A 15,992-nucleotide genomic window follows, 5' to 3' on the forward strand; every position below is an offset into this window, starting at 1 on the left:
TTACAGCACCTCCGGCGCGAGCGAGATGATCTTCATGAACTTCTTCTCGCGCAGCTCACGGCCGACGGGGCCGAAGATACGGGTGCCGCGAGGGTCGCCGTCGTTCTTCAGAATGACGGCGGCGTTCTCGTCGAAGCGGATGTACGAGCCGTCCGGACGGCGGCGCTCCTTGACGGTGCGAACGATGACAGCCTTGACGACGTCACCCTTCTTCACGTTGCCGCCGGGGATCGCGTCCTTGACGGTGGCGACGATCACGTCACCGATGCCCGCGTAGCGGCGACCGGAGCCACCGAGCACACGGATGCAAAGGATTTCCTTCGCACCAGTGTTGTCGGCGACACGCAGTCGCGACTCCTGCTGGATCACGTCTATCTCCTGTTTGTCTGCCGGTTCCCGGGGCGGGATCGCTCATCACGACCCCGCCCCGAGCCTGGCGGAACCAACCTCAGGAAGGTTCCTGAGGTACTTACTTGGCCTTCTCGAGGACCTCTACGATGCGCCAGCGCTTCGTCGAGGACAGCGGCCGGGTCTCCATCAGGAGGACGCGGTCGCCGACGCCGGCGGCGTTCTGCTCGTCGTGGGCCTTGAGCTTGCTGGTACGGCGGATGACCTTGCCGTACAGCGCGTGCTTCACGCGGTCCTCGACGGCGACGACGACGGTCTTGTCCATCTTGTCGCTGACGACCAGACCCTCACGGGTCTTGCGGAAACCGCGCTCGGTCTTCTGCTCAGTCACGTTGCTCTCGCTCATCAGGCGCTCTCCACCGTCTCGATGCCCAGCTCGCGCTCACGCATCAGGGTGTAGATCCGCGCGATGTCCTTACGGACGGCCTTGAGCCGACCGTGGTTCTCGAGCTGACCGGTCGCCGCCTGGAAGCGGAGGTTGAACAGCTCTTCCTTGGCTTCGCGGAGCTTCGCGAGAAGCTCCTCGTCACCCAGTTCGCGTAGCTCGGACGCCTTGGTACCGGCCGACATCACGCTTCACCTGCCTCGCGCTTGACGATCCGGCACTTCATCGGCAGCTTGTGGGCTGCGCGAGTAAGGGCCTCACGGGCGATCTTCTCGTTGGGGTAGGACAGTTCGAACATGACCCGGCCCGGGTGCACGTTCGCGATCCACCACTCGGGCGAACCCTTACCGGAACCCATGCGGGTCTCGGCAGGCTTCTTCGTGAGCGGGCGGTCCGGGTAGATGTTGATCCAGACCTTGCCGCCACGCTTGATGTGGCGGGTCATCGCGATACGAGCGGCCTCGATCTGGCGGTTCGTCACGTACGCCGGCGTGAGGGCCTGAATGCCGTACTCGCCGAACGAAACCTGCGTACCGCCCTTGGCCTGACCACGGCGCTTCGGGTGGTGCTGCTTGCGGTGCTTGACCCTACGGGGGATCAGCATGTCGGTCAGGCCTCCGTTCCGGTGCTCTCAGCCGGAGCGGCAGCCGGAGCCTCGGCCTTGGGGGCCTCGGCAGCGGGAGCCTGCTGCGGCTTACGACCGCGACCGCCACGCTCGCCACCACGGCCACCACGGCCGGCCGGGCGGTCAGCGCCGCCACGGGCCGGGCGGTTGCCGGCGCGGGCAGCGGCGTTCTCGGCGCGGACCTCGGCGATGTTCTTGACGTCGCCCTTGTAGATCCAGACCTTCACACCGATGCGGCCGAAGGTCGTCTTGGCCTCGAAGAAGCCGTAGTCGACGTTCGCGCGGAGCGTGTGCAGTGGCACGCGGCCCTCGCGGTAGAACTCCGAGCGGGACATCTCGGCGCCGCCGAGACGGCCACCGCACTGGATCTTGATGCCCTTGGCGCCGGCCTTCATCGTGCCCTGCATGCTCTTACGCATGGCGCGACGGAAGGAGACGCGGGAGGACAGCTGCTCGGCAACGGCCTGGGCAACCAGCTGAGCATCGGTCTCGGGGCTCTTGACCTCGAGGATGTTCAGCTGGACCTGCTTGCCCGTGAGCTTCTCGAGGTCACCGCGGATGCGGTCGGCCTCGGCGCCACGGCGGCCGATGACGATGCCCGGACGCGCGGTGTGGATGTCCACCCGCACGCGGTCACGGGTGCGCTCGATCTCAACCTTCGAGATGCCGGCGCGCTCCATGCCGGACGTCATCATCCGACGGATGGCGACGTCTTCCTTGACGTAGTCCTTGTACAGCTTGTCGGCGTACCAGCGGGACTTGAAGTCCGTGGTGATGCCGAGCCGGAACCCATGCGGGTTAACCTTCTGGCCCATTACCGGGTTCCTTCCTTGCTGCTGACGACCACGGTGATGTGGCTGGTCCGCTTGCGGATCCGGTAGGCGCGGCCCTGGGCACGCGGACGGAACCGCTTCAGGGTCGGACCCTCGTCGACGTATGCCTCGGAGATGACGAGGCTGCCGGCGTCGGTGTGGTCGTAGTTGTGTGCGGCGTTGGCAATGGCGCTGTCAAGCACCTTGCCGACCGGCACGCTCGCGGCCTGCGGGGCGAAACGCAGGACCGCCTGAGCCTCCGTGGCATCCATGCCACGGATAAGGTCCACCACTCGGCGGGCCTTCATGGGCGTGACGCGGATGTACCGCGCCTGGGCCCTGGCTTCCATGGTTGTCCTTCCAGTGTCTGTCATGGTCGATTCCACCCCGCGTTAGCGGCGCTTCGACTTCCGGTCGTCCTTGACGTGACCCCGGAAGGTGCGCGTCGGCGAGAACTCGCCGAGCTTGTGGCCGACCATCGACTCGGTGACAAACACCGGGATGTGGGTCTTGCCGTTGTGCACCGCGATCGTGTGGCCGAGCATGGCCGGGATGATCATCGAGCGACGGGACCAGGTCTTGATGACGTTCTTGGTACCGGCTTCGTTCTGTACGTCCACCTTCTTTACAAGGTGTCCGTCGACGAAGGGTCCCTTCTTGAGACTGCGCGGCATCTAAACCCGCTCCTAGCGCTTCTTGTTCGTCTTGCGGCGGCGGACGATGTACTTGTTCGAAGCCTTCTTCGGCGAACGAGTACGACCCTCCTTCTGACCCCACGGCGAGACCGGGTGACGACCACCGGAGGTCTTGCCTTCACCACCACCGTGCGGGTGGTCAACCGGGTTCATCGCCACACCGCGGACGGACGGGCGAACGCCCAGCCAGCGCTTACGGCCTGCCTTACCCCAGTTGATGTTGCTCTGCTCGGCGTTGCCGACCTCGCCGACCGTGGCGCGGCAGCGCTGGTCGACCAGGCGGATCTCACCGGAGGGCATGCGGAGGTGGGCCATGGTGCCCTCCTTCGCGAGCAGCTGCACCGAGGCGCCGGCGGAGCGGGCGAACTTGGCGCCGCCACCGGGACGGATCTCGATCGCGTGGATCGTGGTACCGACCGGGATGTTGCGGAGCGCCAGGTTGTTGCCCGGCTTGATGTCGGCCCCGGGACCGTTCTCGACGCGGTCACCCTGCGACAGGTTGCGGGGGGCGAGGATGTAGCGCTTCTCGCCGTCCGCGTAGTGAAGCAGCGCGATGCGCGCGGTGCGGTTGGGGTCGTACTCGATGTGCGCGACCTTCGCCGGCACGCCGTCCTTGTCGTGACGACGGAAGTCGATCACGCGGTAGGCGCGCTTGTGTCCGCCACCCTGGTGGCGAACGGTCACACGACCGGCGTTGTTACGGCCGCCCTTGCTGTGCAGCGGGCGGACCAGCGACTTCTCCGGCGTGGACCGCGTGACCTCGACGAAGTCGGCGACGCTGGAGCCACGACGGCCCGGCGTAGTCGGCTTGTACTTGCGGATTCCCATTTCTCAGTCCTCGTCCGATATTCGGACCAGGGCGCTCCGTTAGGAGGCCTGGCCGAAGATGTCGATACGGTCGCCCTCAGCGAGGGTCACGATCGCGCGCTTGCTGTCAGCACGCTTGCCGAAGCCCGTCTTGGTGCGCTTGCGCTTGCCCTGACGGTTGATCGTGTTGACCCCGGTGACCTTGACCGAGAAGACCGCCTGGACGGCCTGCTTGATCTGGGTCTTGTTGGCCCGCGGGTCCACGACGAAGGTGTACTTGCCCTCGTCGAGAAGCGCGTAGCTCTTCTCCGAGACGACCGGCTTGAGGAGGACGTCACGGGGATCCGTGAAGCTCTTGCTCAGCGGGGTCTCGACAGTGTTCTTGCCTTCGGCCTCGTGGCGCTTCGCCTTGGCGACGCGCGCGACCTTCTTGGCCTTGGCGGCCTTCGAGGCAATGCTCGGGTGACGCGTAGCCATCAGGCTTCGCTCCCTTCGGTGTCAGCGGCCTGGGGGCCAGACACGAAGGACTCGAAAGCGGCCTGGGTGAAGACCACGTCGTCCGAGACGAGAACGTCGTACGTGTTGAGCTGGCCCGGCTCCAGGATGTGGACCTGGGGCAGGTTGCGCGCGGAGAGCAGCGCGGCCTCGTCGGAGCGCTCGATGACCAGGAGCACGTTCTTGCGCTCGCTGACCTTGCCGAGGAAGCTCTTCGCGGCCTTGGTGGAGGGGGTCTCGCCCTCGATCACGCCGGTGATGACGTGGATGCGAGCGTTGCGGGCCCGGTCGGTGAGGGCGTGGCGCAGGGCCGCGGCCTTCATCTTCTTCGGGGTCCGCTGCGAGTAGTCACGCGGGGTGGGACCGTGGACGACGCCACCGCCGGCGAACTGCGGCGCGCGGGTCGAACCCTGACGGGCGCGGCCGGTGCCCTTCTGGCGGTAGGGCTTGCGGCCACCACCACGGACCTCGCCACGACGCTTGACCTTGTGCGTGCCCTGACGGGCCGCGGCCAGCTGCGCGACGACAACCTGGTGAAGCAGCGGGATGCTGATCTTCTCTACATCGAAGATCTCGGCCGGGAGCTCAACGGTCCCGGCGGTGTCGCCGGAGGGCGACAGAATGTCAATGGTGCTCATGTCCTCAAGCCCCCTTGGCCGCGGTACGGACCAGGATGAGGCCGCCGTTCGGACCCGGGATGGCTCCCTTGATGAGGAGCAGGCCCTTCTCCGCGTCAACGGCGTGAACGGTCAGGTTCTGGGTGGTGACACGCTCGTTGCCCATGCGGCCCGCCATGCGGACGCCCTTGAACACACGACCCGGGGTGGCACAGCCACCGATGGAGCCGGGGGAGCGGTGCTTGCGCTGAACGCCGTGTCCGGCGCCGAGGCCCTTGAAGTTGTGACGCTTCATGACACCGGCGAAGCCCTTGCCCTTGCTGTTGCCGGTCACATCCACCTTGACGCCGGCCTCGAACACCTCAGCGGTGATCTCCTGGCCGAGGGTGTACTCGCTGGCGTCAGCGGTACGGATCTCGACGAGGTGGCGACGGGGGGTGACGTCGGCCTTGGCAAAGTGGCCCTTGAGGGGCTTGTTCACCTTGCGCGGGTCGATCTCACCGAACGCGATCTGGACGGACTCGTAGCCGTCGACGTCGTTCGTGCGAACCTGGGTCACGACGTTCGGGCCGGCCTTGACGACGGTGACGGGAACAACACGGTTGTTCTCGTCCCACACCTGCGTCATGCCGAGCTTCTCGCCCAGGATGCCCTTGATCTGCTTAGCCATTCTCAGATCACCGATCCCTAGAGCTTGATCTCGATGTCGACACCGGCCGGAAGGTCGAGTCGCATCAGGGAGTCAACGGTCTTGGGCGTGGGGTCGAGGATGTCGATGAGGCGCTTGTGCGTGCGCATCTCGAAGTGCTCGCGAGAATCCTTGTACTTGTGCGGCGACTTGATGACGCAGTACACGTTCTTCTCAGTGGGCAGCGGCACCGGGCCCGCGACCGACGCACCAGTGCGGGTCACCGTCTCGACGATCTTCTTCGCCGAGGAATCGATGACCTCGTGGTCGTAGGCCTTGAGCCGGATGCGGATCTTCTGTCCCGCCATGGCTACTAGTAGTCCTTTGTCTCGAAAAAACGCTCTGGTACCCGGGGGTTCGCGTCCCCACCTCCGACCCACGCGGTCGGGTGTGTCGCGCTCCTGCCGCAGAGATATCCGTAATGGATTTCCCTACGAGGGACGCGGCTCCGCCCGAAAGCAACCGCAGGACCGGGGGCTGAAACACCCACCGGGCGCCTGGTCTGCACCCCGCTGACACTTCCCGGAAGATTCCCGTACGTCCGCCCCAGTGCTGCCTCACGACAGGTAGGGCGACGAGTACTGTGGGACTCGCTTCCAGTCCTCCCGACGGGAGGCGCACAGCATCGGCACTCGACCGAGCAACCCCGCTAGTCTGCCATACAGGACACGCCCCTGGCCAATCGAGCCGAGGATCGTACCCCTAAGGTGACGCAGGTCAAACCCGGCCCGCACGGCTGTGGGCAGCCGGCTCTCGATACAACCGCAGACCGGCGTGGTGAACGCGAACCCGCGCTGATGCCGGTCCGGCAGAGGGGCGGAAGAACCACACACGTCTGCCGGGTGTCGCCGCCCCGGTGAGCCGGTCCCCAGCGTCCCAGATGAAACGTCCGGATCCGGCGCGGCCTTAGCCTCACCCCATGTCTCGCACCACTCCCCCGCGGCCCCTCGACGTCGCCGCGCTCTTCCCCGAGCTCGCGCCTCTGGCCCGCACCGCCGTCCGGCTGCATCCGCGCCCAAGTACCCCCACCGTCAAGGACAGTTCGATCGGCGGCCCCCTGCTGTGGCCCGCCGACGAGCCGTGGCCCACCTGCGCGGATCACGACGAGCCCACGCATCTCGGCGCGGTCCCCGACGACGTAAGGCAGCGGCGGCGCATCATCGCCGAAGCCTGGACCCGGCCGCGCGCGGAGGGCGCCGACCTGCTCACCGCGGAGGAGCGCGAGATCGTCGACCGTGCCGACGCCGAGAGGCGGATACCGCAGGACGGCCCGGTCCCCCTCATCCCCGTGGTCCAGCTCTACGCCGCCGACATTCCGACGCTGCCCCGCCCGGCCGGCACCGACCTGCTCCAGGTGCTGTGGTGCCCGTTCGACCACGAGGAGGACTACCTCCCCGCCGCCGAGCTGTACTGGCGGGCCTCCGCCGACGTCACCGACCCGCTCGCCGCACCTCCCGAGCCCTCGGTGATCGGCAACGACGACTACCTGCCCGAACCGTGTCTCCTCCACCCCGAGACAGTCACCGAGTACCCGGCGCCGCACGAGCTGCCCGAGGAACTGGCCGACCGGATCCACGCCTGGGAGGACGAGCAGAACCCGGACGAGGAGGACGACGTCGACGTCGTCGGCTACCAGTACGACCTCAGCGTCGCCCCCGGCTGCAAGCTCGGCGGTCACGGACCCTGGAGCTTCAGCGACCCGTTCCCCATGTCCTGCTCCGAGTGCGGCTCGGACGTCCGCCCGCTGCTGACCCTCGACGGCACCGAATGGGGGAGCGAAAGCTGGCGCCCCGTCGAGGACGCCGACTACACCGGCCTGCACTTCCTCGGCCCTGGCCCACACCGGATCGCGGAACGTCACGACCCGGTGAGCCGCGACGCGGTCGGACACGGCATCAAAGGCTTCTAAAGCCCGAGGTGAAAGCCCCCTGCCAACCCACCAGCCTCCCCGCGGCCGGCTCGTCACCCGCAAGGGTGACAATCGGCAACTGGGCTGGATTCAGCGGCCGTTGCCGGGCATATGCTCGCCGCGACAACACAACCGCAGACGTACAGCGGCCCCCGGCCGGGACTGGCATCCCGATCGAGGGCCTCGCCAACAAGGAAGAACCAAACTTCCCGATGGGTACCCAGAATTTTAGCGCGCCCTTGTGCGCCCAGCCCCGGATTCCGCGGGGCGTCACCCACATCAACGTCCGCCACACCGCCCGCTACACGGTGGTCGGCAACCATCTCGCCCAGCACCGCGGGCTGACACTCACCGCGATCGGGCTCGCCGTCCACATCCAGTCGCTGCCCGCCGGGGCCCGCGTGGACATCAAGTCGCTCGCCTCGCGTCTGCCGGAAGGCGAGACCCGTATCGCCGCGGCCTTGCGGGAGCTGGAGACCCACGGCTATCTGTCCCGGAGGCGGGAGCGACTGCGGGACGGCCGGGTCGTCACGCACACGGTGTCGTACAACCAGCCGCAGGGGATGACCGTTCCGGTCCCCGGCCCGGCCGTGCCCGAACCAGACCCGGCACCGGACCCGGCACCGGACCCGCCGTCGACACCCGAGCACGCGCCCACAGCACCGACAGCGCCCACAGCCGGACTCACACCGGTGCCCGGTCCCGCACCCGAACTCGCCGCCGCCCCGGTTGCCCCGTCGCCCACCGGACCCGCCCCGGCGCCCACGGTGGCACCGGCACCAAAGCGCCCCCTCCCCGCCCCCGACGCCCACGATCCGGACCGCCACCGCACGGCCACGTCGCTCCTCGCGAGCCTCCACCGCCAGGACCTGCGCCTCCTGCTCTCGGAGCGCGATGTGGACCGCCTCGCGCCGGCCGTCAGTGCCTGGCTGGAACGCGGTGTCGCAGCCGCGGCCGTGCGGACCGCCCTGACCGCGGGCCTGCCCCGGGAGCCGTTGCGTCACCCGGCCGGCGTCATGGCGCACCGGCTCGCCGAGTCGCTGCCGCCCCGGACGCCCGCCACCCCGGTGGCCACCCGCCCGCACCCGCTCCAGAACTGCGACGGCTGCGACCACGCCTTCCGCGCCCCCGAACCGGGCCGCTGCACCCGCTGCCGACACCGGTCCGATCTCCAGGACTTCGTCTACGGCGAGGACGTGACCATCGCCGACTGGACGATCTCCACCGCGGGCCTGCCCCTCTACCCGGGCACCTGACCGGCCCCGGACACGGGAAAGGCCCGTACGACCGAAGTCCCACGGGCCCGCCCAAAGGCACGATCCGTCAGATCACACCCTGCTCCAGCATCGCGCCCGCGACCCGTTCGAAGCCCGCGATGTTCGCGCCGCTGACGTAGTCGCCCGGGACGCCGTAGCGCTCGGCGGTCTCGTGGCAGATGGCGTGGATGTCGTTCATGATCCGGGTCAGCTCGTCCTCGACCCGCTCCCGCGGCCACGAGGTGCGGGCGTGGTTCTGGCTCATCTCCAGCGCGCTGACCGCGACACCGCCGGCGTTGGCCGCCTTGCCCGGGCCGAAGGCGACGCCCGCCTCCTGGAAGAGGTGGACGGCCTCGGGAGTGGTGGGCATGTTGGCGCCCTCGGAGACCGCCTTGACGCCGTTGCCGATCAGGGTGGCCGCCGCGGCCGCGTCCAGCTCGTTCTGGGTCGCCGAGGGCAGCGCGACATCGCCCGGCACGTCCCAGACGCTGCCGTTCGCGACGAACCGCGCCGACGCGCCCCGCCGTGCCGCGTAGTCGGAGACCCGGCCGCGCTCGACCTCCTTGACCTGCTTGAGCAGTTCGACGTCGATGCCCTTGTCGTCGACGACGTAGCCGGTCGAGTCGGAGCAGGTCACGGCGTTGGCGCCGAGGGCGGCGAGCTTCTCGATGGTGTAGGTCGCGACGTTTCCCGAGCCGGAGACGATCGCGGTCTGGCCCTCCAGGTCCTCGCCGCGCTCCCGCAGCATGGCGGCGGCGAACAGGACGTTGCCGTAGCCGGTCGCCTCGGGCCTGATCAGCGAACCGCCCCAGTGCGTGCCCTTGCCGGTGAGGACACCGGCCTCCCAGCGGTTGGTGATGCGCCGGTACTGGCCGAACAGGTAGCCGATCTCCCGGCCGCCGACGCCGATGTCGCCCGCCGGCACGTCCGTGTGCTCGCCGATGTGCCGGTACAGCTCCGTCATGAAGGACTGGCAGAACCGCATGACCTCGGCGTCCGACTTCCCGCGCGGGTCGAAGTCGCTGCCGCCCTTGCCGCCGCCGATACCGAGACCGGTCAGGGCGTTCTTGAAGATCTGCTCGAACCCGAGGAACTTCACGATGCCGAGGTTCACCGACGGATGGAAGCGCAGACCGCCCTTGTACGGGCCGAGCGCGCTGTTGAACTCGACGCGGTAGCCCCGGTTGACCTGGACCTTGCCGTGGTCGTCCTGCCAGGGGACACGGAAGATGATCTGCCGCTCGGGCTCCACCAGGCGCTCGACGAGGGCAGCGTCCGCGTAGTCCGGGCGCTGCGTGAGGACCGGAGCCAGGGATTCGAGCACCTCGTGCGCGGCCTGGAGGAACTCGGGCTGCGCCGGATTGCGCCGCTCGATGTCGGCGAGCAGGGAGGCGATGCGGCTCTTCGTGTCAGGGCGGGTCACCTGGGGTCCTTTCAGACGGGGTTGCCAGAACGGCCGGCCGTACGACCGTAAGGTGCGCTCGGCGCCGTCGCCGGTACGCGTACCGGTCGGGCCCCCGCCCGGAGGCGGGAGATCGTCCCCACAGTGTTACTCCTCCAGGACATGCGAAAGGGCCCGTACGACCGAAGTCGCACGGGCCCTTTCTGGAGCTCTGGAAGGAGCTACCAGGTCATACGATCAACAATTACTTGTTGATCTTGATGACCTGGCCGGCGCCCACGGTCCGGCCACCCTCACGGATGGCGAACTTCAGGCCCTCTTCCATGGCGACGGGCTGGATGAGCGTAACGGTCATCTCGGTGTTGTCGCCCGGCATGACCATCTCGGTGCCCTCGGGGAGGGTCACGACGCCGGTCACGTCCGTGGTACGGAAGTAGAACTGCGGGCGGTAGTTGTTGAAGAAGGGGGTGTGACGGCCACCCTCGTCCTTCGACAGGATGTAGGCCTGGGCCTCGAACTCGGTGTGCGGCGTGACCGAACCGGGCTTGATGATGACCTGGCCGCGCTCGACGTCCTCGCGCTTGATGCCACGGAGGAGCAGACCGACGTTCTCACCGGCACGACCCTCGTCGAGCAGCTTGCGGAACATCTCGATGCCGGTGACCGTGGTGGTGGTCTTGTCCTGCTTGATGCCGATGAGGTCAACGGTCTCGTTGACCTTCAGGACACCACGCTCGATACGGCCGGTGACGACCGTACCGCGACCGGTGATCGTGAAGACGTCCTCGACGGGCATGAGGAACGGCTTGTCGACGTCACGCTCGGGGGTCGGGATCGACTCGTCGACGGCGGCCATGAGGTCCAGGACCGTCTGGCCCCACTCCTTGTCGCCCTCGAGCGCCTTGAGCGCCGAGACCTTGACGACCGGCAGGTCGTCGCCCGGGAACTCGTACTCGGAGAGGAGCTCACGGACCTCGAGCTCGACGAGCTCCAGGATCTCCTCGTCGTCCACCATGTCGGCCTTGTTCAGGGCGACGACGATGTACGGAACGCCGACCTGGCGGGCCAGGAGCACGTGCTCCTTGGTCTGCGGCATCGGGCCGTCGGTCGCGGCGACGACGAGGATGGCGCCGTCCATCTGCGCCGCACCCGTGATCATGTTCTTGATGTAGTCCGCGTGACCGGGGCAGTCGACGTGGGCGTAGTGACGGCCCTCCGTCTGGTACTCGACGTGCGCGATCGAGATCGTGATACCGCGCTGGCGCTCCTCAGGAGCCTTGTCGATCTGATCGAAGGCCGAGGCCTCGTTCAGGTCCGGAAACGCGTCGTGCAGCACCTTGGTAATGGCGGCCGTGAGGGTCGTCTTACCGTGGTCGATGTGACCGATGGTGCCGATGTTGACGTGCGGCTTAGTCCGCTCGAACTTTGCCTTCGCCACTGGGGTCCTCCTGCGGAGTGGTTCTGGTACGCCTTACTCATCGGCGCCAGGTGATCTTTGCTGGGATGCCGCCCGCCGGGGTTTTCCCTCCCGGGTGAGCCCCGGCGGTCGGTGTCAAGCCTAAAGCGTGCAAACGGGGTGTGTTACTCGCCCTTGGCCTTCGCGATGATCTCCTCGGCGACGTTCCTGGGAACCTCGGCGTAGGAGTCGAACTGCATCGAGTAGCTTGCGCGACCCGACGTCTTGCTGCGGAGGTCTCCGACGTAGCCGAACATCTCCGAGAGGGGCACGAGGCCCTTCACGACGCGAGCGCCGCTGCGCTCCTCCATGGCCTGGATCTGGCCACGGCGGGAGTTGAGGTCGCCGATGACATCACCCATCGACTCCTCGGGCGTGGTGACCTCGACGGCCATCATCGGCTCGAGCAGCACGGGGCTGGCCTTGCGCGCGGCCTCCTTGAAGGCCTGCGAACCGGCGATCTTGAACGCGAGCTCGGAGGAGTCGACCTCGTGGTAGCCACCGTCGAGAAGAATGACGCGGACGCCCGTCATCTCGTAGCCCGCCAGGATGCCGAACTGCATGGCCTCCTGCGCACCGGCGTCCACCGACGGGATGTACTCCCGCGGGATACGGCCACCGGTGACCTTGTTCACGAACTCGTACGCCGGACCGTCGGTCTCGGTGATGGGCTCGATCGCGATCTGCACCTTGGCGAACTGACCGGTACCACCGGTCTGCTTCTTGTGCGTGTAGTCGTGACGCTCGACGGTCTTGCGGATCGTCTCGCGGTACGCGACCTGCGGCTTGCCGACGTTGGCCTCGACCCGGAACTCGCGCTTCATACGGTCGACCAGCACCTCGAGGTGCAGCTCGCCCATACCGCCGAGGATGGTCTGGCCCGTCTCCTCGTCCGAGTGAACGTGGAAGGAGGGGTCCTCCTCCGCGAGACGCTGGATGGCTACACCCAGCTTCTCCTGGTCACCCTTGGACTTGGGCTCGATGGCGACCTGGATGACCGGCGCCGGGAAGTCCATGGACTCCAGGATCACCGGGTTCTTGTCATCGCAGAGCGTCTCACCGGTCGTGGTCTGCTTCAGACCCATCACGGCGACGATGTCGCCGGCGCCCACCGCCTCGATCTCCTCACGCTTGTTCGCGTGCATGCGGTAGATCTTGCCGATGCGCTCCTTCTTGCCCTTGACGGAGTTCAGCACGGCAGTGCCGGTCTCCAGGCGGCCCGAGTAAACCCGGACGAAGGTGAGCTTGCCCAGGTGCGGGTCGCTCATGATCTTGAACGCGAGCGCGGACAGCGGCTCGTCGACCGACGGCTTGCGCTTGACCACGAGCTCCGCGTCCTTCACGTCGTGGCCCTCGATGGCCTCGACGTCAAGCGGAGTCGGGAGGTAGCGCACGACCGCGTCGAGCAGGGGCTGAACGCCCTTGTTCTTGAACGCGGTGCCACAGAACACCGGGGTGACCGTGATGCCCTCGGACTTGCCGGACGCGATGGTGACGCGACGGACCGCGGCGTACAGCTGCTCCTCGGTGGGCTCCTGGCCCTCCAGGAACAGCTCCATGATCTCGTCGTCGTGCTCCGCGACGGTCTCGATCAGCTGGCCGCGGTACAGCTCGGCGGCCTCGGCGTGCGTGGCCGGGATGTCGACGACGTCGTACATCTCGCCCTTGGCCGCCTCGGCGGACCACACGAGCGCCTTCATGCGGACCAGGTCCACAACGCCCTTGAAGTCCAGCTCGGCACCGATCGGCAGCTGCATGATGATCGGAACGGCACCGAGCCGGTCCTTGATCATGTCGACGCAGCGGTGGAACTCGGCGCCGGTACGGTCCAGCTTGTTCACGAAGCAGATGCGCGGCACGCCGTAACGGTCGGCCTGACGCCACACCGTCTCGGACTGCGGCTCGACACCGGCGACACCGTCGAACACCGTGACGGCACCGTCGAGGACGCGCAGCGAGCGCTCCACCTCGACCGTGAAGTCGACGTGCCCGGGGGTGTCGATGATGTTGATCGTGTAGTCGTTGTCCTCAAGCGGCCAGTGACAGGTGGTGGCAGCAGAGGTGATCGTGATGCCACGCTCCTGCTCCTGCTCCATCCAGTCCATGGTGGCGGCGCCGTCGTGGACTTCACCGATCTTGTAGCTGACGCCGGTGTAGAAGAGGATCCGCTCAGTGGTGGTCGTCTTGCCCGCGTCGATGTGGGCCATGATCCCGATGTTGCGGACCCTGGCCAGGTCAAGTGAAGTGGTAGCCATAAGGCTTCGGTCTTCTCTCGGTCTCGATGTGGGTAGCGACTACCAGCGGTAGTGCGCGAAGGCCTTGTTGGACTCGGCCATCTTGTGGGTGTCCTCGCGCTTCTTCACAGCGGCACCAAGGCCGTTGGAGGCGTCGAGAAGTTCGTTGAGCAGACGCTCGGTCATGGTCTTCTCGCGACGGGCGCGGGAGTAACCGACGAGCCAGCGCAGCGCGAGCGTGCTGGCGCGACCGGGCTTGACCTCGATCGGCACCTGGTACGTCGCACCGCCGACGCGGCGGGACTTGACTTCGAGGGTCGGCTTGATGTTCTCAAGCGCGCGCTTCAGCGTGATGACCGGGTCGTTGCCCGTCTTCTCACGCAGACCCTCCATGGCGCCGTAAACGATGCGCTCGGCGGTGGAGCGCTTGCCGTTCATCAGCACCTTGTTGATGAGGGAGGTCACCAGAGGGGAACCGTAGACCGGGTCGATGATGACCGGGCGCTTCGGGGCGGGGCCCTTACGAGGCATTTTCTACTTCTCCTTCTTGGCGCCGTAGCGGCTGCGGGCCTGCTTGCGGTTCTTGACACCCTGGGTGTCCAGGGAACCTCGGATGATCTTGTAGCGAACACCCGGCAGGTCCTTCACACGGCCGCCGCGCACGAGCACGATGGAGTGCTCCTGCAGGTTGTGTCCCTCACCCGGGATGTAAGCGGTGACTTCGATCCCGCTGGTCAGACGCACACGCGCGACCTTACGCAGGGCCGAGTTCGGCTTCTTCGGGGTGGTCGTGAACACACGCGTGCAGACGCCACGACGCTGGGGCGAACCCTCGAGTGCGGGCGTCTTGTTCTTCTCGACCTTGTCCTGCCGGCCCTTCCGGACCAGCTGCTGGATCGTAGGCACTACTTCTCCGGTTTCTGTGTGCCGAATGGTGAAGCTAACCTGGAACGCCACCGACCCACGCGGTCGGGTGTGTCGAATACTGCGGACCCCTCTCCGCAAGACGGAAAGGGCGCAGATTGCGGTGGCCGCTTACGGCTCCCCTTGCGGTCAGAAGGCACGCACGGGAGCCAGGGCACACCCCAGGCACAAGGTATGAGCCTACCTACCTCACGGACTCCGGTCAAAACAAATGCCGTGGCGCCCGACACGCCGGACTTCTCCCGGTCCATTCTCGCGGCACTTCACACTTGGCGCAGCTTGTCATCGGTTCCGCGATGAAAGTCCCCGATTCGGTCCGCACCGCCACACTGGGTGAGTACGTTGACCCGTTGCCGCGCAGCGGTCACTGTGCGTCGGCCACGGGGCCGATCGGGGGAACGGGGATGGACTCATGGCGGCTGGACCTTTAGACGGGGACGAGAGCCTGGACGACCGGGTGCCGTTCCTGGCACGCCTGGAGAGCGAGGACCGCTCGGCGCTGCTGGCCCTCGGCCGCGAGCTGTCCTTCACGCCCCGGATGGTGCTCCTGCACCAGAGCGAGCCCTCGTCGCACGTGCTGATCGTGACGCACGGCTGGACGAAGGTGACGGCGGCCGCCGCCAACGGCTACGAGGCACTGCTCGCGCTGCGCGGCCCCGGAGACATCGTCGGGGAGTCCGCCGCGCTCACCGGCCGGCCGCGCTCCGCGACGGTGACGGCCCTGGAACCGGTCCGCACGGTCGCGCTCGTACGCGAACAGTTCAGGGACTTCCTGGCCCACTCCCCCGCGGTCTCCTTCGCCCTCCTCGGCCTCACCTCGGACCGTACCCGCGCCGCCGACCGCCGCCGGCTGGAGTTCGCCTCCATGAGCGTCCGCGAGCGCTTCGCCGCGCTCCTGCTCGACCTGGCCCGCACGAACGGCCGCCGCACCGAGGAGGGCGTCGAACTCTCCGTCCCGCTGAGCAAGCAGGAGCTCGCGGGCTCGGTGGGCGCGTCCCGGGAGATGGTCCAGCGCCTGCTGAAGGAACTCCGGGAGCGGGAAGCGGTGCTGACGGGCCGCCGGACGATGGTGATCCTGCGCATGGACGTCCTGCGGAGGATCGCCCGGGGATGAGACGACAGCCCGTACCGGGGCGCGCCCACGGCCCCGCAAGCGGCGGACCGCCGCGCGGTGCCCCCCCCCCGGCCACTGGGACTCCCGTGACTGCGGACCGCTTCTGTGCACACGGTCACACTTCGAGTGGGACATCCGCCCTCACACCCGGCCCACCGGTGACGC

At 67.4% G+C, this 15,992-nt stretch carries 20 protein-coding genes; 3 read left to right on the forward strand and 17 right to left on the reverse strand.

Features of this window, described 5'->3' with window-relative positions; all coding sequences use genetic code 11:
- The 12 genes from rplN to rpsJ all read right to left on the reverse strand — a co-directional run bounded on the left by rplN (position 1) and on the right by rpsJ (position 5,840).
- The gene (rplN, locus tag ABZV42_RS31760; protein WP_003998823.1) at positions 1-369 is read right to left on the reverse strand and encodes a 50S ribosomal protein L14; all 369 of its coding nucleotides are present in this window, start codon (positions 367-369) and stop codon (positions 1-3) included.
- Between the two features lie 100 nt (positions 370-469).
- A complete protein-coding gene (gene rpsQ, locus ABZV42_RS31765) occupies positions 470-754 on the reverse strand; it encodes a 30S ribosomal protein S17 (protein WP_355987595.1) in 285 nt (94 codons plus the stop codon).
- Positions 754-978 carry a 50S ribosomal protein L29 gene (gene rpmC / locus ABZV42_RS31770; protein WP_003998824.1) on the reverse strand — a complete coding sequence of 75 codons (225 nt, stop codon included), beginning with the start codon at positions 976-978 and terminating at the stop codon, positions 754-756. The genes rpsQ and rpmC overlap by 1 nt, the downstream gene beginning before the upstream one ends.
- Positions 978-1,397 carry a 50S ribosomal protein L16 gene (gene rplP / locus ABZV42_RS31775; RefSeq protein ID WP_010986348.1) on the reverse strand — a complete coding sequence of 140 codons (420 nt, stop codon included), beginning with the start codon at positions 1,395-1,397 and terminating at the stop codon, positions 978-980. Before rplP ends, rpmC begins: the two co-directional genes overlap by 1 nt.
- Positions 1,398-1,402: 5 nt before the next feature.
- Complete coding sequence (gene rpsC / locus ABZV42_RS31780; protein WP_355987593.1) at positions 1,403-2,233, reverse strand: 30S ribosomal protein S3; 831 nt, start codon at positions 2,231-2,233, stop codon at positions 1,403-1,405.
- On the reverse strand, positions 2,233-2,580 hold the full coding sequence (gene rplV, locus ABZV42_RS31785) for a 50S ribosomal protein L22 (protein WP_006604878.1): 348 nt from the start codon (positions 2,578-2,580) through the stop codon (positions 2,233-2,235). Before rplV ends, rpsC begins: the two co-directional genes overlap by 1 nt.
- Before the next feature lie 42 nt (positions 2,581-2,622).
- Complete coding sequence (gene rpsS, locus ABZV42_RS31790; RefSeq protein ID WP_024755409.1) at positions 2,623-2,904, reverse strand: 30S ribosomal protein S19; 282 nt, start codon at positions 2,902-2,904, stop codon at positions 2,623-2,625.
- A 12-nt stretch (positions 2,905-2,916) separates the two neighbouring features.
- On the reverse strand, positions 2,917-3,753 hold the full coding sequence (rplB, locus tag ABZV42_RS31795) for a 50S ribosomal protein L2 (protein WP_081218889.1): 837 nt from the start codon (positions 3,751-3,753) through the stop codon (positions 2,917-2,919).
- Positions 3,754-3,792: 39 nt separating this feature from the next.
- Positions 3,793-4,209, reverse strand: coding sequence for a 50S ribosomal protein L23 (rplW, locus tag ABZV42_RS31800; RefSeq protein ID WP_189190335.1), 417 nt, complete (start codon positions 4,207-4,209; stop codon positions 3,793-3,795).
- Positions 4,209-4,865 carry a 50S ribosomal protein L4 gene (gene rplD / locus ABZV42_RS31805; protein ID WP_037627000.1) on the reverse strand — a complete coding sequence of 219 codons (657 nt, stop codon included), beginning with the start codon at positions 4,863-4,865 and terminating at the stop codon, positions 4,209-4,211. The genes rplW and rplD overlap by 1 nt, the downstream gene beginning before the upstream one ends.
- A 4-nt stretch (positions 4,866-4,869) precedes the next feature.
- Complete coding sequence (rplC, locus tag ABZV42_RS31810; RefSeq protein ID WP_355987591.1) at positions 4,870-5,514, reverse strand: 50S ribosomal protein L3; 645 nt, start codon at positions 5,512-5,514, stop codon at positions 4,870-4,872.
- A 17-nt stretch (positions 5,515-5,531) separates the two neighbouring features.
- Positions 5,532-5,840 (reverse strand): 30S ribosomal protein S10, encoded by a 309-nt coding sequence (gene rpsJ / locus ABZV42_RS31815; protein ID WP_003948644.1) that lies wholly within the window; start codon positions 5,838-5,840, stop codon positions 5,532-5,534.
- A gap of 611 nt (positions 5,841-6,451) precedes the next feature.
- Here rpsJ and ABZV42_RS31820 point away from each other — a divergent pair.
- The gene (locus tag ABZV42_RS31820; protein WP_356054763.1) at positions 6,452-7,441 is read left to right on the forward strand and encodes a hypothetical protein; all 990 of its coding nucleotides are present in this window, start codon (positions 6,452-6,454) and stop codon (positions 7,439-7,441) included.
- A 212-nt stretch (positions 7,442-7,653) separates the two neighbouring features.
- The gene (locus ABZV42_RS31825) at positions 7,654-8,697 is read left to right on the forward strand and encodes a helix-turn-helix domain-containing protein (RefSeq protein WP_356054772.1); all 1,044 of its coding nucleotides are present in this window, start codon (positions 7,654-7,656) and stop codon (positions 8,695-8,697) included.
- Positions 8,698-8,764: 67 nt separating this feature from the next.
- On the opposite strand, the gene gdhA is transcribed toward ABZV42_RS31825, so the two are convergent.
- The 5 genes from gdhA to rpsL form a co-directional block, all read right to left on the reverse strand.
- Positions 8,765-10,120, reverse strand: a complete 1,356-nt coding sequence (gene gdhA, locus ABZV42_RS31830) for an NADP-specific glutamate dehydrogenase (RefSeq protein WP_355987585.1) — start codon at positions 10,118-10,120, stop codon at positions 8,765-8,767.
- A 223-nt stretch (positions 10,121-10,343) separates the two neighbouring features.
- Entirely contained in the window at positions 10,344-11,537 is a 1,194-nt protein-coding gene (gene tuf / locus ABZV42_RS31835; protein WP_355987583.1) for an elongation factor Tu, read from the reverse strand.
- A gap of 143 nt (positions 11,538-11,680) precedes the next feature.
- Positions 11,681-13,810 (reverse strand): elongation factor G, encoded by a 2,130-nt coding sequence (gene fusA, locus ABZV42_RS31840; protein WP_355987581.1) that lies wholly within the window; start codon positions 13,808-13,810, stop codon positions 11,681-11,683.
- A gap of 39 nt (positions 13,811-13,849) precedes the next feature.
- On the reverse strand, positions 13,850-14,320 hold the full coding sequence (gene rpsG / locus ABZV42_RS31845; protein ID WP_055517367.1) for a 30S ribosomal protein S7: 471 nt from the start codon (positions 14,318-14,320) through the stop codon (positions 13,850-13,852).
- 3 nt (positions 14,321-14,323) lie between these two features.
- The gene (gene rpsL, locus ABZV42_RS31850) at positions 14,324-14,695 is read right to left on the reverse strand and encodes a 30S ribosomal protein S12 (RefSeq protein ID WP_003948652.1); all 372 of its coding nucleotides are present in this window, start codon (positions 14,693-14,695) and stop codon (positions 14,324-14,326) included.
- Positions 14,696-15,125: 430 nt separating this feature from the next.
- Here rpsL and ABZV42_RS31855 point away from each other — a divergent pair, with 430 nt between their 5' ends.
- The gene (locus ABZV42_RS31855; protein WP_355987577.1) at positions 15,126-15,827 is read left to right on the forward strand and encodes a Crp/Fnr family transcriptional regulator; all 702 of its coding nucleotides are present in this window, start codon (positions 15,126-15,128) and stop codon (positions 15,825-15,827) included.
- Positions 15,828-15,992 lie beyond the last annotated feature (165 nt).

Source organism: Streptomyces sp. NPDC005281 (genome assembly GCF_040607495.1).
Classification (GTDB): Bacteria; Actinomycetota; Actinomycetes; order Streptomycetales; family Streptomycetaceae; genus Streptomyces.

Bases quoted from the DNA above. Each gene is read 5' to 3' on its own strand.
- rplB (WP_081218889.1), bottom strand. From the start codon at position 3,753: ATGGGAATCCGCAAGTACAAGCCGACTACGCCGGGCCGTCGTGGCTCC.
- rpsC (WP_355987593.1), bottom strand. From the start codon at position 2,233: ATGGGCCAGAAGGTTAACCCGCATGGGTTCCGGCTCGGCATCACCACG.
- rplC (WP_355987591.1), bottom strand. From the start codon at position 5,514: ATGGCTAAGCAGATCAAGGGCATCCTGGGCGAGAAGCTCGGCATGACG.
- rplV (WP_006604878.1), bottom strand. From the start codon at position 2,580: ATGGAAGCCAGGGCCCAGGCGCGGTACATCCGCGTCACGCCCATGAAG.
- rplW (WP_189190335.1), bottom strand. From the start codon at position 4,209: ATGGCTACGCGTCACCCGAGCATTGCCTCGAAGGCCGCCAAGGCCAAG.
- fusA (WP_355987581.1), bottom strand. From the start codon at position 13,810: ATGGCTACCACTTCACTTGACCTGGCCAGGGTCCGCAACATCGGGATC.
- rpsS (WP_024755409.1), bottom strand. From the start codon at position 2,904: ATGCCGCGCAGTCTCAAGAAGGGACCCTTCGTCGACGGACACCTTGTA.
- rplD (WP_037627000.1), bottom strand. From the start codon at position 4,865: ATGAGCACCATTGACATTCTGTCGCCCTCCGGCGACACCGCCGGGACC.
- rpsJ (WP_003948644.1), bottom strand. From the start codon at position 5,840: ATGGCGGGACAGAAGATCCGCATCCGGCTCAAGGCCTACGACCACGAG.
- rpsQ (WP_355987595.1), bottom strand. From the start codon at position 754: ATGAGCGAGAGCAACGTGACTGAGCAGAAGACCGAGCGCGGTTTCCGC.
- rpsG (WP_055517367.1), bottom strand. From the start codon at position 14,320: ATGCCTCGTAAGGGCCCCGCCCCGAAGCGCCCGGTCATCATCGACCCG.
- rplP (WP_010986348.1), bottom strand. From the start codon at position 1,397: ATGCTGATCCCCCGTAGGGTCAAGCACCGCAAGCAGCACCACCCGAAG.
- ABZV42_RS31825 (WP_356054772.1), top strand. From the start codon at position 7,654: ATGGGTACCCAGAATTTTAGCGCGCCCTTGTGCGCCCAGCCCCGGATT.
- rpmC (WP_003998824.1), bottom strand. From the start codon at position 978: ATGTCGGCCGGTACCAAGGCGTCCGAGCTACGCGAACTGGGTGACGAG.
- ABZV42_RS31855 (WP_355987577.1), top strand. From the start codon at position 15,126: ATGGCGGCTGGACCTTTAGACGGGGACGAGAGCCTGGACGACCGGGTG.
- ABZV42_RS31820 (WP_356054763.1), top strand. From the start codon at position 6,452: ATGTCTCGCACCACTCCCCCGCGGCCCCTCGACGTCGCCGCGCTCTTC.